Here is a 26938-nt window from a genome sequence, read left to right on the forward strand (position 1 = left end):
AGACGGTTGTTCACTCCGCCGGCTCCGCCACCTTGCAGGCCCGCATCGGCTCTTCCTGCTCCAGCGGCGTCAACCCGAGCTTCGCGAACAGTGCCGCATCGCTATCATCGCCCGCGTTAGGCGCGGTGAGCAGCTTGTCGCCGGTGAAGATCGAGTTCGCGCCCGCCATGAAGCACAGTGCCTGCGTGGCTTCGGACATGCTTTCGCGGCCCGCGCTCAGCCGCACCATGCTCATCGGCATACAGATGCGCGCCACCGCCACCGTGCGGACGAATTCGATATCGTCGATCTTGGCGAGCGGCGTATCGGCCAGCATGTCGCCCAGCACCGTGCCCTTAACCGGTACCAGCGCATTGACCGGCACGCTTTCGGGATGGCGTTCAAGCGTGGCGAGCGTGTGGACGAAACCCACCCTGTCGCTGCGCGTTTCGCCCATGCCGACGATCCCGCCGCTGCACACGTTAATACCCGCATCGCGCACGTTCTGAAGGGTGTCGAGCCGGTCCTCGTACTTGCGGCTGGAGATCACACGCTCGTAATATTCGGGGCCGGTGTCGACATTGTGGTTGTAATAATCGAGCCCCGCTTCCTTGAGTATGTCGGCCTGTTTCGGCGTCAGCATACCCAGAGTCATGCAGGTCTCGAGACCCATGGCGCGCACGCCCTTCACGATCTCGACGATCGCGGGCATGTCGCGGTCCTTGGGATTGCGCCATGCGGCACCCATGCAGAACCGCTGGCTGCCCGCATCCTTCGCCTGCGCGGCGCGCTGCAGGACCGATTGCACCTCCATCAGCTTGGTCGCCTCGACGCCGGAGTCCGCCTTCACCGACTGCGAACAATAGCCGCAATCCTCGGGGCAGCCGCCGGTCTTGATGCTCAAGAGCGTGCAGAGCTGGACCTGCTCGGGCGGATGGAACTCGCGATGGACGGTGGCGGCTTGGAAAAGCAGCTCGGTGAAGGGAAGGTCAAAGAGGTCCGCGATTTCCTCGCGGGTCCAGTCGGTGCGGATTTGGGTCAATTTTTCTTCCAGTTCTTGAGCCGCAACAGCAGCGCGACGTAAATGAGCACGAAGCCGATAACTGCCAGCCAAAAAGTCAGTGGAGAGGCCATATCGCAATTCGCGTCAGGCCCCATTCCGCACGGCAGCAAAATCACGAACAGCGCGATTATTGCCAATAGCCAATAAACAAACGACCCTAAGACCGCGACGAGCAATCGGACGCCGGAGCTCACGCCGCCGCCTCGTCCGAATCCTCGCCCGCGGGCGGCATATTGTGGCCGAGCAAGCGAAGCACGTCCGCCGCGCATTCGACCACGTTGCTGCCCGGGCCGTAGATGCCCTGCACCCCGGCATCGCGCAGGAAGTCGTAATCCTTCTGCGGAATCACGCCTCCGGCGATGACCTTGATGTCGCTGCGACCGGCCTCTCTCAGCAGTCCGATCAATTCGGGGATCAGCGTCTTGTGTCCGGCAGCCAGCGACGATGCCCCGATGGCATCGACGGCATTCTCCAGCGCCATGTCGCGCGTTTCGGCGGGAGTCTGGAACAGCGGGCCGGAGACGACCTCGAAGCCCATGTCGGCGAAAGCGCTGGCGATCACGTTCGCGCCGCGATCGTGCCCGTCCTGCCCCATCTTGGCGACCATCAGCTTCGGCGCGCGACCGAGGCGGCGCTCGACCGCCTTCACGCCTGCTACCACCTGGGCATAGCGATCATCCTCGGCATAGGCCTTGGAATAGATGCCGCGCACGGGCGTGGGCAGCGTGTTATAGCGGCCATAGGCGTCTTCCATCGCCTGGCTGATTTCCCCCAGCGTCGCATCGTGTCGGGCAGCCTCCACCGCGAGAGCGAGCAGGTTGCCGTCACGCTGCGCCGCTCCGCGAGCCAGCGCGTCGAGCGCGGCACGGCAAGCCATGTCGTCGCGGCCTGCGCGCACCTTCTCCAGCCGCGCGATCTGGCTCTGGCGCACGGCGTGGTTGTCGATATCGAGCGTGTCGATATCGTCTTCCTTGTCGCGGCGGTACTTGTTGACGCCCACGATCACCGTCTCGCCCCGGTCGACGCTGGCCTGTTTGGTGGCGGCGGCGCTTTCGATGGCTGCCTTGGGTTTGCCGCTGGCGACATATGCGGTCATGCCGCCCGCCGCCTCGACCTCATCGAGCATGGCCTTGGCCTGTTCCACCAGCGCGGCGGTGAGGCTTTCTATGTAGTAGCTGCCGCCCAGCGGATCGGCGACATTGGTGATGCCGGTCTCTTCCTGGATCACCAGCTGGGTGTTGCGCGCGATGCGGGCGCTGAAATCGGTCGGCAGCGCAATCGCTTCGTCCAGCGCGTTGGTGTGGAGCGACTGCGTGCCGCCGAGCACCGCCGCCATCGCTTCGATCGTGGTGCGGATGACGTTGTTGTAGGGGTCCTGCTCCTGCAAGCTGACGCCGCTGGTCTGGCAGTGCGTACGGAGCATCTTCGACTTGGGGTTCTGCGCGCCCAGCTCTTCCATGACATCGTGCCACAATGCACGCGCCGCGCGCATCTTGGCGATCTCCATGAAGAAGTTCATGCCGATGCCCCAGAAGAAGGACAGGCGCGGCGCGAAGGCATCGATGTCGAGGCCCGCTTCCATCGCGCGCTTCGCATATTCCTTGCCATCGGCAATGGTGAAGGCGAGTTCCTGCACAGCCGTCGCCCCGGCCTCGTGCATGTGATAGCCCGAGATCGAAATGCTGTTGAATTTCGGCATGTTGGCCGACGTATATGCGATGATGTCGGAGACGATCCGCATGCTCGGTTCGGGCGGGTAGATATAGGTGTTGCGGACCATGAACTCCTTGAGGATGTCGTTCTGGATGGTCCCCGAAAGCTTGTCCTGGCTCACGCCCTGCCGCTCCGCCGCGACGATGTAGAATGCCAGCACCGGGATCACCGCGCCGTTCATCGTCATGCTGACGCTCATCGTGTCGAGCGGGATCTGGTCGAACAGGATTTCCATGTCGCGCACGGTGTCGATCGCGACGCCCGCCTTCCCGACATCGCCGACGACGCGCGGGTGGTCGCTGTCGTAGCCGCGGTGCGTGGCGAGGTCGAAGGCGACCGACAGGCCCTTCTGACCTGCGGCAAGGTTGCGGCGATAGAAAGCGTTCGATTCCTCGGCGGTGGAGAAGCCTGCATACTGCCGGATGGTCCACGGCCGGCCAGTGTACATCGAGGCATAGGGCCCGCGCGTAAACGGCGCGATGCCGGGCACGCCGGGCTCGAGATCGGCGGTATCCTCGCTGGTATAGAGCGGCTTCACGTCGATCCCTTCGGGCGTGTGCCAGGTGAGGTCGCGGCCCTTCACCTCCTTGTCGGCGAGGGATTTCCAGTCGTCGTAAGTGGGGGTCTTATCTTCAGCCATAACATCCGTTCGCCCTGAGCCTGTCGAAGGGCAGTCCTTGCTTCTAGCGGTCCCGTTGTCCACAAAGAAGGACGGTGCTTCGACAGGCTCAGCACGAACGGGGTGAGAGGTCAGCGCCTAGTTCGACCAGTGCGCATTGTCCTTGGGCGTTTCCATGATTTCGGTCAGCTGCCCCATCATGTCCTTGGGGTGGAGGAAGAAGATCGGCGTGCCATGCGCGCCGATGCGCGTGGGGCCGAGAATGCGTTTACCCAGCTCCTCGAACCATTTGCGCGCGTCCTCGATATCCTCGACTTCGTAGCAGACGTGGTGCTGCGCGCCGGCGGGATTCTTCTCGAGAAATTTCGCGATGGGGCTGTCGGGGCCGAGCGGCTCGATCAGCTCGATCTGCGTGCCGTTGTTCCCGTCGAGACCGGGCGTGTCGACGAAGCAGACCTTAACCCCCTGCGCCTCGAGATCGAAGGGCTTGTGAAACGAGGTGGCGCCCATGACATCGCGGTAATAGCGCACCGATTCCTCGATCGAGGGCGTGGCGACGCCGATGTGGTTCAACCGTCCCAGTCTCATGCAACGCCTCCCCGCAATCCGTCATGCTGAACTTGTTTCAGCATCCATCCAGCCCCTCTCACCATCCGTCCCCGCGGCGAGATGGACCCTGAAACAAGTTCAGGGTGACGAGAAAAGACTGAGGACGTGGCGACGCCGATATGTTTGAGACGGCCGAATTTCATAGAAGCACTCCCAATGCCATTAGCACAGCGATGGCTGCGATTAGCCAAGTCAGCATGACGAGTCTGCGGTTGCTAGTCTGAACCTGCTTATTCAACGCGCTATGCAACGAAATCAGGTAAACCATGTCCTGCCGCAGATGGACAATTGAGCGCCGAATATCGTCGTCCTCGTATTGCGCAATGCCAGCGAATTGCTGCTCCCGGTCTATGACCCTCGCCTGCTCGACAGCAGCTTTCTCATCCCACCAGCTCATCTCATCACCTCATAACGGAATGTTATCATGCTTCTTCCAAGGGTTCTCAAGCTGCTTGGTCCGCAGCTTCCGTAGCCCCAGCGCAATCCGCTTCCGCGTCGAGTGCGGGTAGATCACCTCGTCGATATAGCCGCGGCTTGCCGCCACGAACGGATTGGCGAAGCGGTCTTCGTATTCCTTGGTCTTCTCGGCGATCTTGTCCGGATCGTCGCGGTCCTGGCGGAAGATGATTTCCACCGCGCCCTTCGCGCCCATCACTGCGATTTCGGCGGTGGGCCAGGCGTAGTTGAGGTCACCGCGCAGGTGCTTGGAGGCCATCACATCATAGGCTCCGCCATAGGCCTTGCGGGTGATCACGGTGATCTTGGGCACTGTCGCCTCGGCGTAGGCGAAGAGCAGCTTCGCGCCGTGCTTGATGATGCCGTTATGCTCCTGGCTGGTGCCGGGAAGGAAGCCGGGCACGTCGACGAAGGTCAGGATCGGGATTTCGAACGCGTCGCAGAAACGCACGAAGCGCGCGGCTTTCTTCGACGAATTGATGTCGAGCACGCCGGCGAGCACCATCGGCTGGTTCGCCACCACGCCCACCGTGCGTCCCTCCACCCGGCCAAAACCGCAGATGATGTTGGCCGCGTGGTTCGGCTGGATTTCGAAGAAGTCTCCCTCGTCCAGCGTCTTACGGATGACTTCGTGCATGTCGTAAGGCTGGTTGGCATTGTCGGGAATCAGCGTGTCGAGGCTAGGCTCCTCGCGGTCCCACGCATCGCTGGTCGGCCGCTCCGGTACATCTTCGCGGTTCGACAGCGGCAGGTAATCGAAGAAATTGCGCGTCGCGAGCAGCGTTTCAATGTCGTTTTCGAAACTGTTGTCGGCAACGGAGGTCTTGGTGGTGTGCGTCTTCGCCCCGCCCAGTTCCTCCTGCGTGACGACCTCGTTGGTGACCGTCTTCACCACGTCGGGGCCGGTGACGAACATGTAACTGCTGTCCTCGACCATGAAGATGAAATCGGTCATGGCGGGCGAGTAAACCGCGCCGCCCGCGCAAGGCCCCATGATGAGGCTGATCTGCGGGATCACGCCGCTGGCGAGTACATTGCGCTGGAACACCTCGGCATAGCCGCCGAGAGATGCCACGCCTTCCTGAATGCGCGCGCCGCCACTGTCGTTGAGACCAATAACCGGCGCGCCGACCTTCATCGCGGTGTCCATCACCTTGCAGATTTTCTCTGCATGCCGCTTGGAAAGAGAGCCTCCGAAGACCGTGAAATCCTGAGAGAAAACATATACGAGGCGGCCGTTGATCGTGCCGCTGCCGGTAACCACGCCGTCGCCGGGGATTTTCTGGTCCTGCATGCCGAAATCGACGCAATCGTGCTCGACATAACGATCCAGCTCCTCGAAACTGTCTTCGTCCAGCAGCACTTCGAGCCGTTCGCGGGCGGTCAGCTTGCCCTTGGCGTGCTGAGCGTCGATCCGCTTCTGCCCGCCGCCCATCCAGGCGGCTTCGCGGCGGCGTTCCATTTCGGCGATATTGGCGGACATAGACTCTCCGTGGATACGATTGCAGTGCGCCTAGAGCGGAGTGCGACGTAAGGTCAATCGCGCCTTGCTATTCTCTCAACGCGGATATCAGGAATTCGACATTGCCTTCCGGGCCGGTAATAGGGCTTCGGGCGATGCCTTGCACTGCGAAGCCAAGCCCATCCATCCATTCGCGGACCTCTTCGCACACGCGGGCATGGAGCGCTGGGTCGCGGACCACGCCGCCCTTGCCGACCTCTTCCCGCCCCACCTCGAACTGCGGCTTGATCAGTGCAACGACACGGCAATGACGTTCAGCCAGCTCGAAAGGACGCTCGAGCACCTTGGCGAGGCCGATGAAGCTCGCGTCACAGACGATCCAGGACACCGGGCGATCAATCATTCCCGCTGTGAGGATTCTTGCGCTGGTCTGTTCGAGAACAGTGACGCGGTCGTCCTGCCGCAGCTTCCAGGCAAGCTGGTTCGTGCCACTGTCGACTGCGAAGACGTGCTTCGCCCCGCCCTGCAGCAACACATCGGTGAAGCCGCCGGTCGAACTGCCGATATCCATGGCCGTGACACCGGTGGGATCAAGCCGGAAATGTTCGATGGCGTGTGCCAGTTTTATGCCGCCGCGGCTGACCCAGGGATGGTCGCGTCCGCGCACATCAAGTGGGGCGTCCTCCGGCAGTTGCTGCCCCGGTTTCACCAGCTTCTGCTCGCCCGAAAAGACTAGTCCTGCCATCACCAATGCCTGCGCCCGGGTGCGGCTTTCGACCAGTCCGCGGTCGACGAGCATCTTATCGAGGCGACGTTTCTTTGCCATGAGAGCCCTATTCCGTGAAACCAGAGCGCCTAGCGGGCATTAGTCTGGCATGAAAGTCTCGCATAATGCCATCGCCCGTGCCCTCTTGCTGTCGAGCGCCATGTTCGCCGCAGGCTGCGTGCCCGCGCCGGATTCGACGCCGGCCCCCACGCCCGCTCCGGTTAAGACGTCGCCGCCTCCGGCCCCTGCACCCAGTCCGATGCCGGCCCCGGCGCCGGAAAACTGGATAGATGCGGCGCGAACACCAGGGGACTGGACCTATCGCTCTGCAACCGGCGGTTCGGTCGCACTCTATGGAGAGGCGCAGACCGATGCACGGTTCTCTATCCGCTGCGACAGCTCTGCCCGTTCGATCACGTTTTCGCGGGCGGGTAACGCCGCATCGACCGTCCCGATGCGCATATTGACCGAAACCGCGCAGCGCACGCTCAACGCCCAACCGACCGGTGGCGAATTGCCTTACCTCACGGTTACCGTTCCCGCACGCGATCCGCTGCTGGACGCGATGGCACTGACCAAGGGACGGTTCGCTGTGGAAGTCGCTGGCACGCCAACGCTTTACCTACCCGCATGGGCGGAGGTGACACGGGTCATCGAGGATTGCCGTTGAACGACCCCCGGATAATGAGAAGGCCAGCTCCACGCCCGTAGGTGGAACTGGCCTTCGCATGGTCAGCGGCGGAAGTGCCGCTCACGAGGTCTCTAAGGGTAGGGTATTACCGATAGTACCTCGCGCGGAAACTTGCCGACCTCTCTGCTGAACCATGAGACATCGGATCACCTCCTTTCGCGCTAGTGAGCTAGAAGCCTTATCAAGGGCCCCAAGACCGCGTTCGCCGCTGATCTTGGGTCTAATTTGAGTCGTTTCGAGATTGAAAACAAGGCTTGTAAAAAAGTTTTCCCACGTCAGAATTGGTGTTTGTGGCTCGGGAGATTTCCCGGGCCTTTTTCGATCGGGACGCTTGCAACCAGACCTTGCCCTCGAAGCGCTCTCCCATTAACCGCGCGGACATGGATTTCGAGCACCTCCCCCACCCCGCCCCCGTCCCCGGCGAGACACGCCAGCAGGCGCTTCAGGACCCCGGCTTCGGCAAGCTCTTCACCGACCACATGGTGGTGATCGATTACGACGCCGATAAGGGCGGATGGCACAAGGCGACGCTCGGCCCGCGCGAGCATATCAGCCTCGATCCGGCAGCGGCTGTGCTGCATTATGCCCAGGAAATCTTCGAAGGCATGAAGGCCTACAAGCAGGCCGACGACAGCCTCGCGCTGTTCCGCCCCGAACAGAATGCGCGCCGTTTCAACGAGAGTGCACGGCGGATGGCGATGCCCGACCTGCCCGAGGAAATGTTCCTCGAATCGATCCGCCAGCTGGTGGCGAAGGATCGCGAATGGGTACCTTCCGATCCGGACGGCTCGCTCTACCTGCGCCCCTTCATGTTCGCTTCCGAAGCCTTCCTCGGCGTGCGCCCGGCGCGGCAATACAAATACATCCTCATCGCCAGCCCCGTCGGCCCCTATTTCAAGGGCGGCGCCAAGCCAGTGAAGATCTGGGTGAGCCGCAACTACACTCGTGCTGCACCCGGCGGAACGGGTGCGGCCAAAACCGGCGGAAATTACGCCGCGTCACTCGTCCCGCAGGCCGAAGGGATCGAGAATGGCTGCGACCAGGTGGTTTTCCTTGATGCGGTCGAGAAGAAGTGGGTCGAAGAACTAGGCGGGATGAACCTGTTTTTCGTCTTCGACGATGGCACCGTCATCACACCGCCGCTGACCGGCACGATCCTGCCCGGCATAACCCGCGACAGCCTGATCCAGCTACTGCGGGAGGAAGGCCTGCAAGTGCGCGAGGAACCCTACAGTATCGACCAGTGGCGCGCCGATGCGACCACCGGCAAGCTGCTCGAAACGATGGCCTGCGGCACGGCTGCGGTCGTCACTCCCGTCGGCACCGTGCTGGGCCCGGACGGGGAGTTCACGATCGGTAGCGGCGGAACCGGGCAGATGACCCACAAGATCCGCGAAAAGCTGGTCGGCATCCAGAAGGGCGCCGTCGAGGACACGCACGGCTGGGTGACGAAGCTCTAGGCTGCCCCGCTCACCGAAGGCTCTACCCCGCTGCACGCACCAAGCCGTTCACGGATTGCGTCGATCAGCCAGCTCGTCGCCGGTCCGGGGCGCGCATCGCGGCGCCACAGGGCGCTGAGCGTGTAATTTGCGCCCGGCTTTTCGGGCAGGTCGAGCAGGCATAGCCGGCCCTCGACCAGGTCACCGCTTACCATGTGACGCGGCATATTACCCCACCCAATCCCTTCTTTCAAAAGAGCGTGTTTCGCGCCGAGATCGGCCAGTCGCCAGCTTTGCGGCGACAAGACCGAGAATTCGCGGCCCTCGGTCAAGGGGGAGCGATCCGAGAGAACAAGCTGGAGGTGTTTGCGGCTTTCGCCCGGCGTAACACCGGATCGTGAAAGTGGATGATCTGGCGCGGCCACCGGGACCAGTTCGACCATGCCGATCGCCTGGCGTTCCAGTTCGGCATGGTCGGCAAGAACCGGCCCGCCGATCGCGAGGTCCGCGCCGCCATCGAGCAGGCAGGCGGCCACCGCGCCCAATGCCTCCACCTGCAGGCGCAGCGCGACGGTAGGAAACATTTCGCGGAAATTGCGCAGCACGCTTGCAGTCACTTCGCCAGGCAGCATGACGTCGACGACCAGCGAAACTTCGCTTTCAAGCCCCGCATGGAGGCTCTGCGTCTTGGCGAGCAGGTGGTCGATCCCGTCGGCCACGGCTTTCGCCTCTACCAGCAGCCCCCTGCCCTCCTCGGTCAGCACTGGTCTGCGCGAACCTTCCCGCGCGAACAGTGTCACGCCGAGTTGGTTCTCCATCTGGGATATGCCGTAGCTGACAGCAGACACCGCCCGCCCCATCTTGCGCGCAGCGGCGCCGAAGCTGCCCTCTTCCGCCACTGCGAGGAAAATACGCAGCTGATCGAGGCTTGGCTCACCTAGTTTCATTGTTCCGATTTCCTGAACATCTTGCCGTATTTTATCGCAGTTATCGGAACACGCGGCAAGGCCTATCTCCTGGTTCAACGAAGCCTTCCCATCGGGAGATAGACCAATGATCGAACTCAGACCTTTCGAAAGCATCGGTTCCGCCAACCACGGCTGGCTCGATGCGCATCACCACTTTTCCTTCGCCGGATATCACGATCCGAGCCGCGTTAACTGGGGCGCGCTGCGCGTCTGGAACGACGACAGGATCGCTCCGAAGAGCGGTTTTCCCACGCACCCGCACCAGGACATGGAGATCATCACCTATGTCCGCACCGGTGCAATCACGCACCGTGACAGCATGGGCAACGAAGGCCGCACCGAAGCTGGCGACGTACAGGTGATGAGCGCGGGCCGCGGGGTCGCACATTCGGAATTCAACCTCGAGGACGAGGAATGCACGCTGTTCCAGATCTGGATCATCCCCGACCAACGCGGCGGAGAACCCGGCTGGGGGGCACGCAAGTTCCCCAAGGGCGATCGTGCAGGCCAGTTCGTCCCCCTCGCCAGCGGCGCCGCAAATGACGACGTTTCTGGCGATGACGGAGCCCTGCCCATTCGCACCGACGCCCGTGTTCTGGGGGCCACCGTCAAGGCAGGCGAAAGCGTGACCTACACGCCTGCGCAGGCCGACCGGCACCTCTATCTTGTACCCGCCACCGGCAACATCCGTGTGGGCGATATCGAAGCCAAGGCCCGCGATGGCCTGGCCATCACCAAGGAAGACAGCATCACCATCACCGCGCTCGAGGACAGCGAACTCGTCCTCGTCGACGCGGCCTGAACAGGAGACCGTACAATGAGCACCATTCTTCACATCACCGCCAGCATTCGTAACGACGAATCCGTTTCACGCAGCCTGGGCAAAAGGCTGGTCGAGCGGCTTGCCGAGAACCAGGGAGCCAAGGTTGTAACGCGCGATCTGGCGAAGAACGATCTGCCCTATATCGATGCAGAGCGTTTCGCCGCCAATCTTGCGCCCTATGCCGAACGCTCGCCCGAGCAGCGCGACCTTGCCAACGTGGCCGACGAACTGATCGAGGAATTGCAGGAAGCCGACACAATCGTTTTCAGCGTCCCGGTCTATAATTTCTCCGTTCCCGCAACGGTGAAGGCGTGGGCCGATCTCGTCGCGCGCGCCGGCACCACCTTTCGCTATACGGAGAACGGTCCTGAAGGCCTGCTGACCGGCAAGAAGGTCTATATTACCGCCGCTTCGGGCGGCACCGCGATGGGCAGCGAGATCGACTTCATGTCGCCCTGGCTGAAGTTCTTCCTCGGCTTCCTCGGCATGACCGACGTCGAACTGGTGGCTGCCGATGGGATAATGGGCGAAGGCGGAGAGGAAAAGATCGCCGAGGCGCATCAGGAAGTCGAAAAGCTGGCGGCCTGATATTCCCGCGACAAAATTTGTGGGCGGTCTGCGAATGCGGGCCGCCCTTTTTCTTGCTCGTCAAAGACGCGGCCGGACCAGCAGTGGCTTGAAGACATTGCGCGTCGGCCGCAGCACGATGATCGCAACGCCGGTCACTGCAATCCCCGCTCCGAGCAGCAACGTCCAACCGATCTCGTCGCCTGTAAGCCACGCGCCAAGGGCGATGGTCATCAGCGGCGTCAGGAGCGTGAAAGGTACAACCACATTGGCATCGTGGGTCTGCAGCATCCGGTAATAGGCCGAATGGGCACCTACCGAAACGACAATCGACGCGAACAGCAGGCAACCGGCGACCGCCCAAGGCGCGCTGGCAAGGGCGGGCAGCTGATCGGTTTCCAGCATGAGCGACAGCGGAAGAAGTACGATTACCGAAGCAAGGCCCGCCCATGCCTGCATCTGAACCGCGCCGATTTCAATGCGCTTGAAAAACACGGCCCCCAGAGCGCCGACCACTGCCGACGCGAATACGAATCCGATCCCCGCCCCCGCTTCCATACCGGCGGGCGAGCCGACGGCAATCGCCACACCCACCAACGTCAGCGCAATGCCGAGCGCACGCCGCCAGCGTACCTGCTCGCGCAGGAAGAGGATGGCAAAGAGGACGGTCAGCGGTGCACTCGCCAGACTGACGATACCGGCTGCCGAGGGGCTGGCCGTTTTCAGGCCTACGAACAGCAACCCAAAGGACCCACCGCTTATCGCTAGTCCCACAAGCATGACGCGCCAGAGGTTTGCCGGGACCTTGCGCAACATCGGAAAGAGCGCCGCCATCACCAGCAGCGAACGCAGTGCAGCATAAAACAGTGGCGGGACGGACAGATCGTCGACCGCAATCTTGCTGACCACGACATTGAGGGCCCACACGATATTGCAGGCGAGCAGGATGAATATGGCGCGCAGCGTCACTGCGGCGGGGCCCTAAAGGGTGTTCGCCGGCAGATTGCGTTTCAGCTCGTCCAGCCAGACATCGGCAACCGCGTCGCTGGGCGCGCGCCAGTCGCCGCGCGGGGAAAGAGCACCGCCAGCGCTCACCTTTGGACCGTTCGGAATTGCGCTTCGCTTAAACTGGCTGAACCCGAAGAAGCGTTGCAGGAATTTTTCCAGCCATTTGGCAATAGTCGAAAGATCGTACCGATTCCGCATATCTTGCGGGAAATCGATAGGCCACAGACCTGCCTCAACGTCCTTCCACGCATGCCAGGCGAGAAAGGCAACATGGCTGGGGTTTTGGCCCCAGCGGATTATATGGTGGAGAAAGAAATCGTTGAGCTCGTAAGGTCCGATAATCGACTGTGTGCTCTGGATTTCCCCGTCCTCACCCGCAGGCACGAGTTCGGGACTGATTTCAGTGTCGAGGATAGCCTGGAGTACCGAATCCACGCCTTCGTCGAACTGGCTGGTCGTCGTCGTCCAGCGGATCAGATACTGGATGAGCGTTTTCGGGACGCCAGCATTAACGGCATAATGGCTCATCTGGTCGCCGACGCCATAGGTGCACCAGCCCAACGCCAATTCGGACAGATCGCCCGTCCCGACAACCCATCCGCCATGCTGTCCTGCCAACCGGAATAAATAATCGGTTCGCAGCCCCGCCTGCACGTTCTCGAAGGTCGTGTCGTAGACCGGGTGGCCATCGGCAAAGGCATGGCCGATGTTTTCCAGCATCATGGTTGCGGTGGGCTTGATGTCGATCTCTTCCGCCGTGATGTGGAAGGCATCCATCAACTTCCAGGCGTTGGACTTCGTACCCTCCGAGGTGCCGAAGCCGGGCATGGTGTAGCCGCGTATATCGCTGCGTGGACGCCCCAACCGGTCCATCGCCTTGGCGGCGACAAGCAAGGCGTGGGTGCTGTCGAGACCGCCGGAAATTCCGATAACGAGGCACTTAGTCCGGGTCGCCTCTATCCGGCGCATCAGCGCATCGACCTGAATATTGAATGCTTCGTAGCAATCCTCGTCCAGCTTCTCGCGCCGATTGGGGACGAAGGGGAACCGGCGGATCGGACGGATAAGCCCGATGTCGCCTTGGCGGTATGCATGTTCGAATTTGATGCGGCGATACCGATCCTCGGGACGATCCGCAGCCTCGGCGGCATCGTTGAACGTCTGCATCCGCATCCGGTCGTTCAGGATCCGCCGCGTGTCGATATCCGCCACGGAAAGCTCCGGCTCGAGATCGAAGCGCACACTTTCGGCCAGAAGATCGCCAAGCTCGTAGATCATTCCCTGACCGTCCCAGGCCAAATCGGTCGTGCTTTCGCCATGACCGCTGGCGGAATAGGCATAGGCGCAAACGCTTCGGCTTGAACTTGCGCGGCAGAGGAGATGGCGCTCGTCGGATTTGCCGATGGTAATATTCGATGCAGAAAGGTTGAGGATGATGGTCGCCCCCGCCATTGCGGCCAGCGTGCCTGGCGGCTGCGGGGCCCAGAAATCCTCGCATATCTCGATCCCGAAGATGAAACCGGACAGGTTTGCGGCTTCGAACAGGATATCCGTGCCGAAGGGAACGGCTTTACCGCCGAGCTCCAGCTGCATTCCCTGGATATTCCGGCCGTGGGCGAACCATCGCTTTTCGTAGAATTCGCGATAATTGGGCAGGTAGCTCTTCGGGACCACGCCGAGGATTTCGCCCCTCGCGATGACGAGTGCGCAGTTATAGATCCGTCCGTTGTGCCGTAGAGGCGCCCCGATGACGAGCACCGGCGAAAGCGTGCGCGATGCCCCGCAAACCTCCGCCAGATGACGTTCGACGGAATCGAGCAAGGCGGATTGAAGGTGCAGGTCGTCGATCGCATAGGACGAGAGGCACAATTCGGGATAGAGCAGCAGATCCACAGCGGCCTCATCGGCCTTGCGCGCCTGTTCCAGTATTCCCTCGGCATTGTAGGCGACATCGGCGGTCCGTACCCTAGGGGTTGCCGTTGCCACCCGGACGAAACCGTGAGTGTGCATGTCGAAGAAGCGGTGCGCAGTGTCGGTCATTAGCGAAGCGCGTTGTTCATCATAGTGAGCGCGACTTCAAGTGCCGCCAGACGAACGCCGTCGCGACCGACCGTGCCGAAATGCCGTTCTTCATGGTTTTCCAGCCCATTCCGGTCCAGGCAAGCGAAGTGCACCAGCCCCTCCTCGTCGTCCGCCTTCCCGGGCCCTGCAAACCCGGTGATCGACACGATCAAATCGGCTTCCGACTTCGCTAACCCACCCCGAGCCATCGCCAGAGCCACTTCCCGGCTTACCGCGCCGCAATGTTCGATTTCACGACTGTCGCAACCGAGCATCTCGCACTTGGCCTGATCCGAATAGGTCACGAACCCGCGTTCGAAAACATGCGACAGGCCGGAAACATCAGTGAGCAGGGCCGCAAGCAGTCCGCCGGTGCAGCTTTCTGCGGTGGCAAGCCGAAATTCCTTCCTTTCCGCACTGTTCAAGACTTCTTCGGCGAGGACCGACACATTCTTCGGCAGTATTGGATCGATCGTTTCGGTCATAAGCCTGGCCATATGTTGGGCACGCGAACGAGTGGCGCAGAGGCAATCATCATTCGCAATGTCGGTGTGCGCGCTGTGCAGGAGTTGTTCGGGATCAACCTGTAAACTTTATGCCGGTTCCTTATCCATCATGCGCATTTCCGTGCGAAACCCGTTGAGTACGGGCCCCGCGTGATGGGTCGCACCGGCTTGATGGGCGAATGCGGCGAGCAGCTTGCTGCCGATCCCGCCGGGTGAGTGCGAGACGGCATCCGCGCCGACGCCATCGTCTTCGATGGTAAGCCGCCACCGGCCATCGCGAACATGGAAGAACACCGCAAGCGTCCCTGCTCGCCCGCCGGGAAATGCATATTTGGCAGCATTTACTACCGCTTCGTTGAGATAAAGCCCGATCGCAACTGCAATCTCGCGTGAAAGCAAGACCTCGTCGATCTCGCGGTACATGCGGACGTTCGACGGCAGGGCAGATCCCTCGATCCGGTCGAGAAACTGGTCCAGATAGGGCTTCATCGCCACGGCCTGTCCATCACCCTGCTCGCTCGCGAGAGCGGAATAGGCTTCGGCGAAGGTTCGAACCCGGCCGATTGCATCGTCCAGCGGACCATGCAATTCGACCTGTTGGATGCGGCGCTTCTGTATTTCGAGCATACTCGCCACCAGCGCGAAGTTGTTCTTGGTGCGGTGCTCAAGATCGGCCAGCAAGGCGAGGCTCCGATCGGAAACCTCAGTAATCTGATCGACCGTTCGATGTGCTGCGCGGCGAAAAGCTTCGGCAAAGACCAATACGATCAGCGCGCTGGCCGCATTGAGCATGACACGCGCAGGATCGGTCGGGTCGGTGAAGAAAAACGAGTTTTGTTCGGGAAGTATGAAGAACCATGCCCACAGAAAAGTGGTCAGAAATGCCGCGATTCCAGCGCGCCAGTGCCCATAAAGCGTCGCGAGAAGAATGGTCGGATAGATAAGTGCGAAAGGCCCTGACACAGGAGCCCACAAATCGAACAGCTTGCGCACCCCGACCATCGCGGCGCAGCACAGAAAGCCGAAAACAATCTGTGCTGCAATCTTCCCGCCTCGCGAGACGAATTGACGGCTGACGTCGTAAGTTGCCAATCTGTGCATCGATAAACGCCTACGGGCGGAAAATCCGGCCAGAACAGCGCGCCGCCGCGCGTGCACTGAGGCCAACGGTATGGCTGGGCCACAGGCCTTATAAGCCTAAGCCCGTATTTTGCCTATGCTTTTTACCATATTATGCAGCTAGCAGGTCGCTGGCTCCTGGACAGTCGGCCAGCAGTTCAAGCAGCCCGCGCTCCTCGCAGGTCAGCCAGCGTGTCGCCCTGGGCAAGTGCAATGAGGCGCGCCAGCTTTCCTGATCGTCCAGCAAAGCGAGGACCGCCGGATGGATATAGCTTTTTCGCGTGACCGCCGGTGTATTGCCCAGCTGTTTGGCGACGTGTTCCAACAGCGCCTTCATCGGCATTTGCCCTTCACCCGCACGCAGGCATTCGAAGCCCATGACACTGGCGTGCCAGGTGCGGAAATTCTTGGCCGTGAACCGTTCTCCCATGCAGGTTTCGAGATATTCGTTCACATCGCCGGAATCAACGGCCTGGACCTCTCCGTCCTCGTCGACATATTTGAAGACATTCTGCCCCGGCAGATCCTGCATGCGCCGCACCATTCGCGCCAAGGTGCCGTCCGTCAGCGTAACCTCGCGCAGCTTGCCGGATTTTCCCTTGTACCGCAGCCTGAGCGTCTTACCGGTTACTTCGGCGTGGCGGCGGCGCAGGGTCGTAGCACCGAAGCTCTTGTTGCGCTCTGCATACCCTTCGTTCCCAACCCGCACCGCGCCTAGATCGAGCAGGCGAACCACGCTGGCCACTGCGCGTTCCTGGGTCAGCTTGCGACCTTTCAGATCCTCATCCACCTGCTTGCGAACCAGCGGCAGGAGATTGCCGAAGGCAAGGCATTTGTCGAACTTCTCGCTTTCCCGCTCTGCCCGAAAATCCGGGTGGTATCGGTATTGCTTGCGCCCCTTTGCGTCGATGCCAGTGGCGAGGATGTGGCCGTTGGGTGCGGGACAGAACCATGCATCGGTATAGGCCGGCGGCAGCGCAATTGCGCTGAGCCTTCGCTTTTCCGCCTGATCGGTGATCAGTGATCCCTTCGGATCATAATAAGCCCACCCTTTGCCCGCACCCCTGCGAGTGATTCCGGGCAGCTGATCGTCGACATAGATGAGCTTCGTCATGGCGAAGGGAAGAACCTTGGCGAGCAGCCGACGGTTCCCCACCTTGCGACGAACGGGAGCGTGCAATAGTCGTCCTTTGCAAAGGAGAAACAACTTGGCCGATCCGATCTATACCCCGCCTGCCGTGTGGAGCGCCGACACCGTCAGCGGTGGCAAGTTCGCCAATATCAACCGCCCGACTGCCGGTGCACGCGAGCAGAAGGAACTGCCGACCGGCGAACATGACTTCCAGCTCTATTCGCTTGCCACGCCCAACGGCGTGAAGGTGACAGTCATGTTCGAGGAACTGCTCGAGGCGGGGCATTCGGGTGCGGAATACGATGCCTTTACCATCAACATCAGCGATGGCGATCAGTTCGGAAGCGGTTTCGTCGAGATAAATCCGAACAGCAAGATTCCCGCCTTGCTCGACCGTAGCGGCGAGACCCCGATCCGCATCTTCGAAAGCGGTGCGATCCTGCTCCATCTTGCCGAGAAGTTCGATGCCTTTCTGCCGACCGATCGGACCCGCGGCGAGGTGCTCAGCTGGCTGTTCTGGCAGATCGGCAGTGCGCCCTTCATCGGTGGCGGGTTCGGCCATTTCTACGCCTATGCGCCGGAGAAATACGAATATCCTATCAACCGCTATGCCATGGAGGTTAAGCGCCTGTTCGATGTCGCCGATCAGCGGCTGGCGCAGAGCGAATATCTTGGCGGGAACGACTATTCCATTGCCGATATTGCGGCCTGGCCGTGGTTGGCAGGCTTCGTCGAAGGCACGATCTATAACGACGCCAGGACTTTCCTCTCGATCGACGAGTACGAGCATGTCGCTCGCTGGGCGAGGCAGATTGGCGAACGTCCGGCAGTGAACCGCGGACGGATCGTCAACAAAGCCTGGGGCGACGAGGACACGCAACTGCTCGAACGTCACTCGCCAGCAGATTTCCTGGGCAAGAAACTGTAAGGCATAAAGGGGCTATCGGCCCTTCACATTGTGGCTGGGCGCGCTATAGGAGCGCCCGCCTGCTGGGGTGTAGCCAAGTGGTAAGGCACCGGTTTTTGGTACCGGCATTCGCAGGTTCGATCCCTGCCACCCCAGCCACTTTTCTGATATAGTCCAAGCACCTGAAATCCTTCAGGTTTCCCTGCGAGTCAAAACCGCGTGGCACCCTGCCGTGGCACCCTGTCGCGGTCTCGATACAGCTACCATGATTCAGTCCGATTCGAGATGCAAGCGCGAACCGGCGCATCGCACAGTTTTTGTCTGACCTACCCACAATCGGATTGGCAGCGACCGAATGGCTGCAACCTGAGCGACCTTTCAATGAACCAATTCGAGGACAGCAACCTGGGGCCTTTTCGAAACGCTAAACAGAACAGCTAGGCGGCGTTTTGCTCGGCCTCCGCTCGATGCTGGGCTTGGGTCTTCGTCAGCATCGGTCATATCAGTAAAAAAAGGGCGGCTCAAAGAGCCGCCCTTGATAGGTGAGAACTCGTCGGGTTTCCCCCTCAGAGCCCTTCGGGTCGCACAGCATTTCTACCACCGCGATGTTTCAATGAATTGTAGGGTTGCGCCATAATCATAGGTGGAGGTTATTTTCCGCGCAACATTACGAAGTCATCGGGGCACTCGTTCGGCCCAGACAGTGTGCGCTGCGGTCCGAAGTTCGAATTTTCGGTTCAAACCCTTAAGCCTCGCTGTGCTTCAGTTGCGGTGCAATACGAAAATCTGAATCGGCTGCTATTTGCCTCCTTAATCGAAAAGATGCATTCCAGGTGGAGGCGGAGGGGGATTGCTAGACCCTCGGCGTTTCGCATCGGCGACAGTCAAACCGGCGATGATTTGATCGTCCGAAAGTGGTTTGTGCAGACACCCGATGGCGAGATTTTCGATTGCCGCACCCGGGCAGTTACCCGTGGCGAATACTACCGCAACTCCCATGGCATTCAGCTTTTTAGCGACGCTGACGCCACTATCGCCTCCGGCAAGACGCATATCCACCAGGGCGAGTTCTGGATTATGTCGAGCCGCCGCGAATAGCGCCGATGCTTCGTCATCCGCTATCTCCACGACATCGTAACCATTCTCTTCCAACACAGCCTCAATGCTCATCGCAATCAGGGCCTCATCTTCAACAATCAGAATTTTCATGATTTAGAAGTGCCTGCAGGGGCCTCTCATTTAAGTGGCATAACCAATGTGACTTCAGTGCCGCCTTGGCCGCTCTTCTCAGATAACGTGGCTCTAATCTGCTTACTCAAGGCGCGGATAATCTTGGTGCCGAGGCCTGTTTGACTAGAACTTTTCTCGGCTTGGGGGATCCCCACGCCGTCATCGTAAATCCTCACGGTTATCGCGCTATCATCAGAATTCAGATCGACACCGACGGTTCCTTTCTCCTTTTCCGAGAAGGCATACTTCAAGCTGTTGGTTAACAGTTCGGCAACAACCAATGCTAGTGGCACAGCACGGTCAATGCCGAGGGAAATTCCGTGCTGCAGATCGAGCTTTGCCGAAATTTGGTCCCGGATAGACAAGGACCGGATCGTAGCAGTAACGAGCTCCTCCAGAAATTCGGCGACATCGACCAGTGAGTGCTCGCCATTCATGTAGAGCCGTTGGTGAATCGCCGCGACTACCGCAATGCGATTTCGCGCATCGAGGAGTGCAGCTTTCAAATTGTCCTCCCTCACCTCTTTTGCCTGCAGTTGCAGCAAGGCAGTCACAACCTGCAGGCTGTTTTTGACGCGGTGGTTAACTTCCTGGAGTAGAACTTCGCGGCTGGCTAGAGCCTTCTCCAGCTCTTCGCCGCGTTCAACTAGAGCACGCTTAAGCGTGTTCTCATGGGTGATGTCACGGATGGCTGCGAAGAAAATTCGCTCGTCATCCTGCCGCAAAAGCTGAAGATGCACCGAGACATCGTATAGACTGCCATCCTTGCGTTGATGAACAGTCTCGAAAACGAGATCCCCGCTATCGCTTTCCAGAAGTGGTCGCACTTTCTCGCGAAACTGGGCTTCGCTGAGCTCGGGTTTGAGATCCCAGGGGGTCAGATTTCGGAGTTCCTCGAGAGTGTAACCCAGATTCTCACGCGCCCCTCTGTTGACGAGAAGAAAGGCAAAATCTGTGACCGAGAATATGTAAATTTCGCTCGCAGCGTCCTCAACGATAAGCCCGAGTTGGCTCGCAGTCATGGGCAGTGTTTCGCGAAGGGGCATCGTATAATCTCCTACCCGATGATGCAGCGGTGTCGGATACCCCGCACTACCTACGTCTTCGAATATCAGGGTTGTTGAAACATTGGCCCATTGCAATTCTTGAGTTGAAACATTCGATCTTTCAAGCCCTCGCGTCAATGAAGACGTTCGCCGCGCCTTCCAAAACGAACACCCAAATCACGACGCACGCAATCCAGCCCAAATTGAATAGTGCCAATGCCGTCCAGACTGCTGCCGGCGTCGCCCTCCGTCGCCCCGGCCCCCTCACCATCTGACCGGGTTTCTCGCCGCGAAAAAGACGTGCAACATCGGGGAGGTGGAGAAGGAGCCACATTCCCGCGGCCAGACTGACGACGGCAAAAAATGCAATGAGAGCAGGGAGGAACCACAAGGGCATAGATCAACTCCTATTGAACCGGATCAGACGGCTGAACTGGACCGACAGACGCATGGCTGGCGAAATTTATCAGACGATGTGCTGTATCGACATTTTGGCAGAGGACGCGGCGCCGAAGTGCTCCACGACCGAATAGGCTACGGACAGAGTTCGGACCGAGGCCGGAAGTATTGCAAGTAGCAGGGTCTTTAGCTTTCATCGAAGAGATTCCTCTTCTTCGGTCCTCGCCAACTGAGCGTCTTCCTCATCATCGATCAGGATGCGGTTGGCTGCACCGTCGAGATCTTCGAATTGGCCGTCACGCATGGCCCAGAAAAACAGGACCAGACCTGCACCGCCTAGAAAAAGAGCGACCGGTATGAGAAATACGAGAACGTTCATGGCGCGTTTCCGACCCGGGCGAGGCGCAGGGAATTGCCAACCACCACCAGAGAACTGAGCGACATGGCGATGGCCGCGATCAAGGGCGTCGCCAAGCCAGCGAGCGCCAGCGGCACGGCTAGGACATTGTAACCAATGGCAAAGCCGAAGTTTTGGCGCACGATCCGCATTGTTCGGCGTGCAACAGCAACAGCGAGTGCGACCGTTATAAGTGTTCGGCCCAAAAAGACCGCATCAGCAGCTTGCTGACTTACGTCGCTCGCACTGCCGGGCGCTATTGATGCGTGGGCAGCGGCGAGTGCGGGGCCATCGTTAATCCCATCGCCGACCATCAAAGGGCGATGACCTTGCGCTTTCAGCGACTCCAGCAGTGCTAGCTTGTTTTCGGGGCGCATCTCGGAATCGCCCTTGATATTTAAGGCACGCGCAAGAGCTCCAACGGGTGCTTGCCGATCGCCAGAAATAATTCGGCTTTCGACACCGAGAGCTTGAAGAACGGAGAGAGTTTCCGCGACATCAGGGCGTTCCGGGTCCAAAAATGGGATGGCGACCAAGCTTTCCCCGATCCGAAGGGTGGTGGACAATCCCTCGCCAGCGGTGGCGGTCCGCTCCAGGGCGACAGGAATTCCGGACCAATCTCCCTTGATGCCCTCCCCGCCCGCTTCGGATAGCAAGCCAACCGCAGCGGACCGGATCCCCCCTCCCTCAAGGGCGGTTGCCAGTCCCTTGCTCAGGGGATGCCGGCTGGCCTGGGCCAACGCCAGGGCGACGGATTTTTGTTCGCTCGACAAGCGATCGATCTGCGGCACCGGTTCTCCCATCGTGAGCGTGCCAGTTTTATCGAATAAGGCCGTATCCACCTCGGCGAGCCGTTCGAGCGCGCTGCCGTCTTTGACGAGTAGGCCGCGTTTCGCCAAGGCTCCCGATGCTACCACCTGTGCCGCTGGGACTGCCAACCCCATGGCACAGGGGCAGGTAATGATGAGCACGGCTATCGCGATTACCAGGGACTGGTGCAGACCGACGCCTGCGATCATCCATCCAAGGAAGGCCATCAAAGCGAGGGTATGGACCGCTGGCGCATAAAGCCGCGAAGCGCGATCGGCTATACGAACATAATGACTTCGCGACTGTCCAGCCTCATCCATCAACCGCGCGATTTCGGCTATAGCCGTATCTGAGGAAGCGGCAGTGACGCGCACGCGAATGGGATTGGACAAGTTTATCGCCCCGGCAAACACGAGGTCCTTATGTCCCACGGATTGAGGCGTGCTTTCGCCTGTCAGCATCGAATTGTCGATCGAACTCCGACCGTCTTCAATCACTCCGTCAGCCGCGAGAGCCTCGCCAGCCGCGACCAGCATCAACATATCGGGCTGGAGATCTGCCGCCGCTACCGTCGTTGTCGATCCGTCCTCAGCCAAGATCCTAGCTGACTTGCCCATGCGGGATAGCAGGGCACCGATACCCGCACGGGTCTTGTTTCGCATTGTCGCATCGAGTGCGCGTCCGGCTAAAAGGAAGAACAGCAGCATGACTGCACTATCGAAATAGGCGTGTTGGCCTCCAGTCGCCGTTTCGTATACGCTCAAGCCGGTCGCGAGCAGGACTCCGATGGAGATCGGCACATCCATGTTCGTCCGGCGATGCCGCAGAGCCATTGCCGCGCTCGAAAAGAACGGACGCCCGGCATAGGCAACCACCGGCAATGCGATCAGCGCAGAGAGCCAGTGGAACAACTCGCGCGTGACGCCGCCTGCTCCCGACCAGACACTAACGGACAACAGCATGATGTTCATCATGCCGAACCCCGCGACGGCAAGCGAACGCAGGAGCATGCGACTCTCAACATCATCCTGTCCGAGCGGATTGGTTTCCGCGGCCTGACCTTCGAAACCTAGTTTTCCGATGGCATGAACCAAGGCATCCGCGTCCAGCGATCGGTCATGCCGGACAGCGACCCGTTTCGCGGAGAAATTCACGCGCACCGCGTCGACACCATCAACCTTCTGCAAACCTCGCTCGATCTTGGCGATGCAACCTGCGCACCGCATACCTGGGACAGTGAAGCGGCTGTCTGTGAGCTGGATGGGTTCGTCCGCTGCAAGGTTCATCCGGACATTCACTGCAAATGCTCTTCCACCGACCAGGTCAGCCTATCGGGTGAAGTGATGGTCAGCCGCACAATCCAGCGCCCGGCCTTTAGTGGCTCTAGTGAAACGTGATTTCCGGGTGTCGCCTCGATAAAGCCAAGTTGCATCGTTTCCGGCTTACCGAGCGGCCGGCGAGCGACTGCGTTCACGGAGGAGCCATCAGGCACCGAGGTTGTTTCGACCACGAGGTGGTGGTTGTCGCTGCGCGACATTTTCGCGGTCCATCCCAGTGCTTCCTGACGTTCGGCAGCTTCAAGCCAGTCGTTGAACTCCTGACTAGCGACGTAGGAGTTCTGGACTACGACCCCTCCAAAGCCGCGGACGGCCAGCGTGGCCATGAACAGGTTAACCGCAATGATGACGGCGAAGCCGGACACAATGATCACGGCCATGTGCTTGCCAGTGAATTCGCCCTTCATTCGCTTCCTTCCGGCGTATCGAAGCGCGCTTCGGTTACAACGCTCTCTCGCTGTTCGTCGCGCGATGTCACACGGAAGCTGAATTCCTGCGTATCCGCGCCTTCCGGCACAATGACATATGCGCGAACTGCGAGCACCTGGTCTGTCGGCACCGTTTTGATCTGCATGCGTCCAGCCGCCTCGCGACCGATGGTGTCTGTCCACATCACCGCCCCTGGAAGACCCTGAAGCTCTATCTCCATCTCGCGCGGCCGGCTCTCCATATTGCGCAGCTTGAGAGTATAGGAATTGCGCACCGAGCCATCGCTCATCAGGATATAAGGCGGATTGCGGTCGGGCGTGACCGACAGGCCCACGTGGCTACGCACGCCTAGAGCGAACAGCATGGCAAGACCGATGCTGCCCCAGATGAGGAAATAGGCGATGGTCCTTGGTCGCAGCAGGGCTTTCCACGGCGGCCGTGTCGCTTCCCCGTTCGCTTCCTTCTCACAATCCTCGAGCGTCGCGTAGTCGATCAAGCCGCGCGGGCGCCCCACTTCCGCCATGACCTTGTCACAGGCATCGATGCACAGGGCACAGGTGATGCAGCCGACTTGAGGGCCTTCTCGAATGTCGATCCCCGTTGGACAGACGGCCACGCACTGCAGGCAGTCGATACAGTCCCCGAATTTCTCAGGATCCTTTTTAGCCTTCTTGACGCTGCCGCGCGGTTCACCGCGCCAGTCCTTGTAGGTCACGAGCAGCGACTTCTCGTCCATCATAGCCGTCTGGATTCGGGGCCAGGGGCACATGTAGATGCACACCTGTTCGCGCATGAAACCGCCGAGTGTGAATGTGGTGAGTGTAAGGATGGCCACCGTGATGTAAGCGGCAGAAGCAGCCTCCCCCGCCCAAAAATCGCGCACGAGGGTCGGCGCATCGGCGAAATACATGATCCACGCACCCCCCGTCCAGAAGCTGATGACCAGATAAATGGTGTATTTAAACGTCCGTTTCGCGATCTTTTTCGGTCCGAGAGGCGCCGCGTCCAACTTCATGCGCGCGTTCCGGTCGCCATCGACAAAGCGATCGATGTGTTGGAACAGGTCCGTCCAGACCGTCTGCGGACAAGCGTATCCGCACCACGCACGGCCCACCGCGCTCGTCACCAGGAAGAGGCCAAGTGCAGCCATAATGAGCAGACCGGCCACATAGTAGAACTCGTGCGGCCAGATCTCGATGCCGAACATGTAAAACCGACGATTGGCGAGATCGACCAGGACCGCCTGATCTGGCGCGTATGGTCCGCGATCCCAGCGAATCCACGGCGTGCCGTAATAGATCGCAAGCGTCACGAACATGACAAACCATTTGAAGCGGCGAAAGGGACCGTCGATGCGCTTGTTGTGCACCTTGGTTCGCTTCTCGAACAACTTGGTCGGTAGTTGCTGCCTGGGCGGCTCGTGTGGCTCGTGCCGAAGCGTGGTGGCTTCCGGCTCGGCTACGGCACCGGAAACCGGCTCGTTGGTCTTCGCGCGCCCGTCCTCTACTACGACCGACCAGTCGCGGTTCTCGCCTTCCCGGCGAGGACGTGCGCTCGAAGCGCGGCCGGGATCACGGTTCTTCATCAACCTCCACCGTGGGATCATCGGCGACTTCGACGAATTCCTCGCCGCCGCCGAGCGACCAGACATAGGCCGAGAGCATCTTGATCGTGACCGGATCGAGGCGACCGCTCCAATGCGGCATCCGGCCCATCTTGGGGTTCAGGATCTGCTGGCGAATCTGTTCGCGTGAACTACCGTAAAGCCAGATTGCATCGTTCAGGCGCGGCGCACCGAGTTCGCGGTTACCTTCGCCGGCAAGGCCGTGACAGACTGAGCAGTTATCTTCATAGGTTTGCGCACCGAGCGCGTTTCGGGATCCTTTACCGCTTAGCGAAAGCGTATGATCCACGAGCGCGTTGAGCTGAGCAGCTTCGAACGCGCCTTCGAACGGCGGCATGACGCTGGCTCTGGTGTCATCAACGCCCGGAGAGCGAATGCCATTCACCAGCGTATATTCGATCGCCTTGAGATCACCGCCCCATAGCCAATCATCGTCGTTGAGGTTGGGATAGCCCAGCGTCTGGCTTCCTGCGGCACCCGAGCCGTGGCACTGTGAGCAGTGAACTTGAAATGCCGATCTGCCGCCAGCCACTGCCTGAGCGAACAAGCCGCTATTCTCAGGGAGGCGTTCAATCGGAATTCGCGACAATTCCTCTCGCACAGTAACGCGCGCCTGATCGACGGCACTCATTTCTTTGGCCAGCTCGCCGCGGCTACTCCAGCCGAGCACGCCTTCAGTTGCCTTGTCCACGAGTGGCCATGCCGGGTAGAGGATCACATACACTATGCCCCAGACGATGGTCAGATATAGCGTCCAGAGCCACCACCTCGGCATCGGGGTGTCGAGCTCCTCGATTCCGTCCCATTCGTGACCGACGGTTTCGGTGCCGGTGGGCTCGTCGATGCGCTTATTCACCATCGTCGCGCCTCTTGATCTCATCTTCCTTGAAAATGGAACGTGCTGCCTCCTGATTGTGCTCCTTTGCACCTGGTCGAAACACCCACAGACACAGCCCTAGGAAGAGCACAAGAAGCGCGATCAAGCCGTAGCTGTCAGCAAAGTGCCGCAACTGATCGTAGAGGCTCATCGGCCCTTCTCCTCTGCAAGCCGCTCCTGAGCTGCCGCACTGTCGACATCGACCAATGTTCCGAGCATCTGTAGATAGGCGACGAGCGCGTCCATCTCGGTCACCCTGCTCGGATCACCGTCGAAATCACGGACCTGCGCTTTGGGATAACGTTGCTGGAAATCCTCGACGTCCCCCCCGCTGTCAGGATCGGCCTGCAGGATGATGTCTGCCATGGCCTCGCCGATGTCCCGGTCCGTATAGGGAACCCCCACGCGCCGCAGCGCGATCAGCATCTCGGCGGCGTTGTCGGTTTCAAGAGAGGCCTCCCCGAGAAAGGAGTATTGCGGCATGATGCTCTCTGGCACCACGCTTTGCGGATCCTTGAGATGCTGCACATGCCATTCGTCCGAATAGCGGCCACCGACTCGCGCAAGATCGGGGCCAGTGCGCTTTGAACCCCATTGAAACGGGTGATCATACATGCTTTCCGCCGCCAGACTGTAGTGTCCATACCGCTCCACTTCATCGCGAAACGGGCGGATCATCTGGCTATGGCAGGCATAGCATCCTTCGCGAACGTAGATGTTACGTCCCGCCTGTTCGAGCGGGGTATATGGCCGCATTCCGTCGACCTTTTCGATCGTGTTGTCGATCCAGAAGAGCGGGGCGATCTCAACGATGCCGCCAATCGCCACGGCGACGAAGGAACCAATTGCGAGCAGGTTGATGTTCTTTTCCAGCTTCTTGTGCTGGGAGGCGAGACCCATG

General features: G+C 60.2%; 27 protein-coding genes and 1 tRNA gene. 6 read left to right on the plus strand and 22 right to left on the minus strand.

The genetic code is table 11. The annotated features are described in order from the left end of the window. Positions 1 to 10: 10 nt before the first annotated feature. From bioB to K3180_RS08915, 7 genes are all read right to left on the minus strand, one after another. Positions 11 to 1021, minus strand: coding sequence for a biotin synthase BioB (bioB, locus tag K3180_RS08885; protein ID WP_221540085.1), 1011 nt, complete (start codon positions 1019 to 1021; stop codon positions 11 to 13). Next, positions 1018 to 1236 carry a hypothetical protein gene (locus K3180_RS08890; RefSeq protein ID WP_221540088.1) on the minus strand — a complete coding sequence of 73 codons (219 nt, stop codon included), beginning with the start codon at positions 1234 to 1236 and terminating at the stop codon, positions 1018 to 1020. Before K3180_RS08890 ends, bioB begins: the two co-directional genes overlap by 4 nt. Beyond that, entirely contained in the window at positions 1233 to 3395 is a 2163-nt protein-coding gene (gene scpA / locus K3180_RS08895) for a methylmalonyl-CoA mutase (protein ID WP_221540089.1), read from the minus strand. Before scpA ends, K3180_RS08890 begins: the two co-directional genes overlap by 4 nt. 117 nt (positions 3396 to 3512) lie before the next feature. Continuing rightward, positions 3513 to 3962, minus strand: a complete 450-nt coding sequence (mce, locus tag K3180_RS08900) for a methylmalonyl-CoA epimerase (protein ID WP_221540090.1) — start codon at positions 3960 to 3962, stop codon at positions 3513 to 3515. Between the two features lie 160 nt (positions 3963 to 4122). After that, positions 4123 to 4380 (minus strand): hypothetical protein, encoded by a 258-nt coding sequence (locus K3180_RS08905; RefSeq protein ID WP_221540091.1) that lies wholly within the window; start codon positions 4378 to 4380, stop codon positions 4123 to 4125. Positions 4381 to 4389: 9 nt separating this feature from the next. Continuing rightward, entirely contained in the window at positions 4390 to 5922 is a 1533-nt protein-coding gene (locus tag K3180_RS08910) for an acyl-CoA carboxylase subunit beta (RefSeq protein WP_221540092.1), read from the minus strand. Between the two features lie 67 nt (positions 5923 to 5989). Continuing rightward, positions 5990 to 6727: a TlyA family RNA methyltransferase gene (locus tag K3180_RS08915; protein WP_221540093.1), complete on the minus strand. Its 738-nt coding sequence runs from the start codon at positions 6725 to 6727 to the stop codon at positions 5990 to 5992. Positions 6728 to 6776: 49 nt separating this feature from the next. On the opposite strand from K3180_RS08915, the gene K3180_RS12970 reads away from it, so the two are divergent. Both K3180_RS12970 and K3180_RS08925 read left to right on the plus strand, forming a co-directional pair. Next, positions 6777 to 7337, plus strand: a complete 561-nt coding sequence (locus K3180_RS12970) for a hypothetical protein (protein ID WP_282098553.1) — start codon at positions 6777 to 6779, stop codon at positions 7335 to 7337. Positions 7338 to 7738: 401 nt separating this feature from the next. Continuing rightward, the gene (locus K3180_RS08925; RefSeq protein ID WP_221540094.1) at positions 7739 to 8818 is read left to right on the plus strand and encodes a branched-chain amino acid aminotransferase; all 1080 of its coding nucleotides are present in this window, start codon (positions 7739 to 7741) and stop codon (positions 8816 to 8818) included. On the opposite strand, the gene K3180_RS08930 is transcribed toward K3180_RS08925, so the two are convergent. Beyond that, on the minus strand, positions 8815 to 9744 hold the full coding sequence (locus tag K3180_RS08930) for a LysR family transcriptional regulator (RefSeq protein ID WP_221540095.1): 930 nt from the start codon (positions 9742 to 9744) through the stop codon (positions 8815 to 8817). The genes K3180_RS08925 and K3180_RS08930 overlap by 4 nt on opposite strands. Before the next feature lie 106 nt (positions 9745 to 9850). On the opposite strand from K3180_RS08930, the gene K3180_RS08935 reads away from it, so the two are divergent. After that, the gene (locus K3180_RS08935; protein WP_221540097.1) at positions 9851 to 10567 is read left to right on the plus strand and encodes a pirin family protein; all 717 of its coding nucleotides are present in this window, start codon (positions 9851 to 9853) and stop codon (positions 10565 to 10567) included. 15 nt (positions 10568 to 10582) lie between these two features. After that, complete coding sequence (locus K3180_RS08940; protein WP_221540099.1) at positions 10583 to 11176, plus strand: FMN-dependent NADH-azoreductase; 594 nt, start codon at positions 10583 to 10585, stop codon at positions 11174 to 11176. A gap of 60 nt (positions 11177 to 11236) precedes the next feature. On the opposite strand, the gene K3180_RS08945 is transcribed toward K3180_RS08940, so the two are convergent. From K3180_RS08945 to K3180_RS08965, 5 genes are all read right to left on the minus strand, one after another. Then, a complete protein-coding gene (locus K3180_RS08945; RefSeq protein ID WP_221540101.1) occupies positions 11237 to 12124 on the minus strand; it encodes a DMT family transporter in 888 nt (295 codons plus the stop codon). A gap of 12 nt (positions 12125 to 12136) precedes the next feature. Then, entirely contained in the window at positions 12137 to 14203 is a 2067-nt protein-coding gene (locus K3180_RS08950; protein WP_221540103.1) for an NAD(+) synthase, read from the minus strand. After that, positions 14203 to 14721, minus strand: a complete 519-nt coding sequence (locus K3180_RS08955; protein WP_247710437.1) for a CinA family protein — start codon at positions 14719 to 14721, stop codon at positions 14203 to 14205. Before K3180_RS08955 ends, K3180_RS08950 begins: the two co-directional genes overlap by 1 nt. A 96-nt stretch (positions 14722 to 14817) precedes the next feature. Further along, positions 14818 to 15831, minus strand: a complete 1014-nt coding sequence (locus K3180_RS08960; protein ID WP_221540106.1) for a sensor histidine kinase — start codon at positions 15829 to 15831, stop codon at positions 14818 to 14820. A gap of 130 nt (positions 15832 to 15961) precedes the next feature. Then, a complete protein-coding gene (locus K3180_RS08965; protein ID WP_221540108.1) occupies positions 15962 to 16963 on the minus strand; it encodes a DNA topoisomerase IB in 1002 nt (333 codons plus the stop codon). A gap of 94 nt (positions 16964 to 17057) precedes the next feature. On the opposite strand from K3180_RS08965, the gene yghU reads away from it, so the two are divergent. Both yghU and K3180_RS08975 read left to right on the plus strand, forming a co-directional pair. After that, positions 17058 to 17909 carry a glutathione-dependent disulfide-bond oxidoreductase gene (yghU, locus tag K3180_RS08970; protein ID WP_221540109.1) on the plus strand — a complete coding sequence of 284 codons (852 nt, stop codon included), beginning with the start codon at positions 17058 to 17060 and terminating at the stop codon, positions 17907 to 17909. A 63-nt stretch (positions 17910 to 17972) separates the two neighbouring features. Continuing rightward, positions 17973 to 18047: transfer RNA gene (locus K3180_RS08975), tRNA-Gln, on the plus strand. Positions 18048 to 18698: 651 nt separating this feature from the next. Here the strand turns inward: K3180_RS08975 and K3180_RS08980 are convergent. From K3180_RS08980 to ccoO, 9 genes are all read right to left on the minus strand, one after another. Further along, complete coding sequence (locus K3180_RS08980) at positions 18699 to 19097, minus strand: response regulator (RefSeq protein ID WP_221540111.1); 399 nt, start codon at positions 19095 to 19097, stop codon at positions 18699 to 18701. A 26-nt stretch (positions 19098 to 19123) separates the two neighbouring features. Further along, a complete protein-coding gene (locus K3180_RS08985; RefSeq protein ID WP_221540113.1) occupies positions 19124 to 20164 on the minus strand; it encodes a sensor histidine kinase in 1041 nt (346 codons plus the stop codon). A gap of 592 nt (positions 20165 to 20756) precedes the next feature. After that, complete coding sequence (gene ccoS, locus K3180_RS08990) at positions 20757 to 20942, minus strand: cbb3-type cytochrome oxidase assembly protein CcoS (RefSeq protein ID WP_221540115.1); 186 nt, start codon at positions 20940 to 20942, stop codon at positions 20757 to 20759. Next, complete coding sequence (locus tag K3180_RS08995) at positions 20939 to 23056, minus strand: heavy metal translocating P-type ATPase (protein ID WP_221540118.1); 2118 nt, start codon at positions 23054 to 23056, stop codon at positions 20939 to 20941. Before K3180_RS08995 ends, ccoS begins: the two co-directional genes overlap by 4 nt. 8 nt (positions 23057 to 23064) lie before the next feature. Beyond that, entirely contained in the window at positions 23065 to 23514 is a 450-nt protein-coding gene (locus K3180_RS09000; protein ID WP_221540120.1) for a FixH family protein, read from the minus strand. Beyond that, on the minus strand, positions 23511 to 25121 hold the full coding sequence (ccoG, locus tag K3180_RS09005; protein ID WP_221540122.1) for a cytochrome c oxidase accessory protein CcoG: 1611 nt from the start codon (positions 25119 to 25121) through the stop codon (positions 23511 to 23513). Before ccoG ends, K3180_RS09000 begins: the two co-directional genes overlap by 4 nt. Next, positions 25108 to 26019 (minus strand): cytochrome-c oxidase, cbb3-type subunit III, encoded by a 912-nt coding sequence (gene ccoP, locus K3180_RS09010; protein ID WP_221540124.1) that lies wholly within the window; start codon positions 26017 to 26019, stop codon positions 25108 to 25110. Before ccoP ends, ccoG begins: the two co-directional genes overlap by 14 nt. Next, entirely contained in the window at positions 26009 to 26188 is a 180-nt protein-coding gene (locus tag K3180_RS09015; protein WP_221540126.1) for a cbb3-type cytochrome c oxidase subunit 3, read from the minus strand. The genes ccoP and K3180_RS09015 overlap by 11 nt, the downstream gene beginning before the upstream one ends. Continuing rightward, on the minus strand, positions 26185 to 26937 hold the full coding sequence (ccoO, locus tag K3180_RS09020) for a cytochrome-c oxidase, cbb3-type subunit II (RefSeq protein WP_221540128.1): 753 nt from the start codon (positions 26935 to 26937) through the stop codon (positions 26185 to 26187). Before ccoO ends, K3180_RS09015 begins: the two co-directional genes overlap by 4 nt. Between the last annotated feature and the right edge of the window lies 1 nt (position 26938).

Origin of the sequence: Qipengyuania huizhouensis (genome assembly GCF_019711635.1) — a bacterium.
GTDB lineage: Bacteria > Pseudomonadota > Alphaproteobacteria > Sphingomonadales > Sphingomonadaceae > Qipengyuania > Qipengyuania huizhouensis.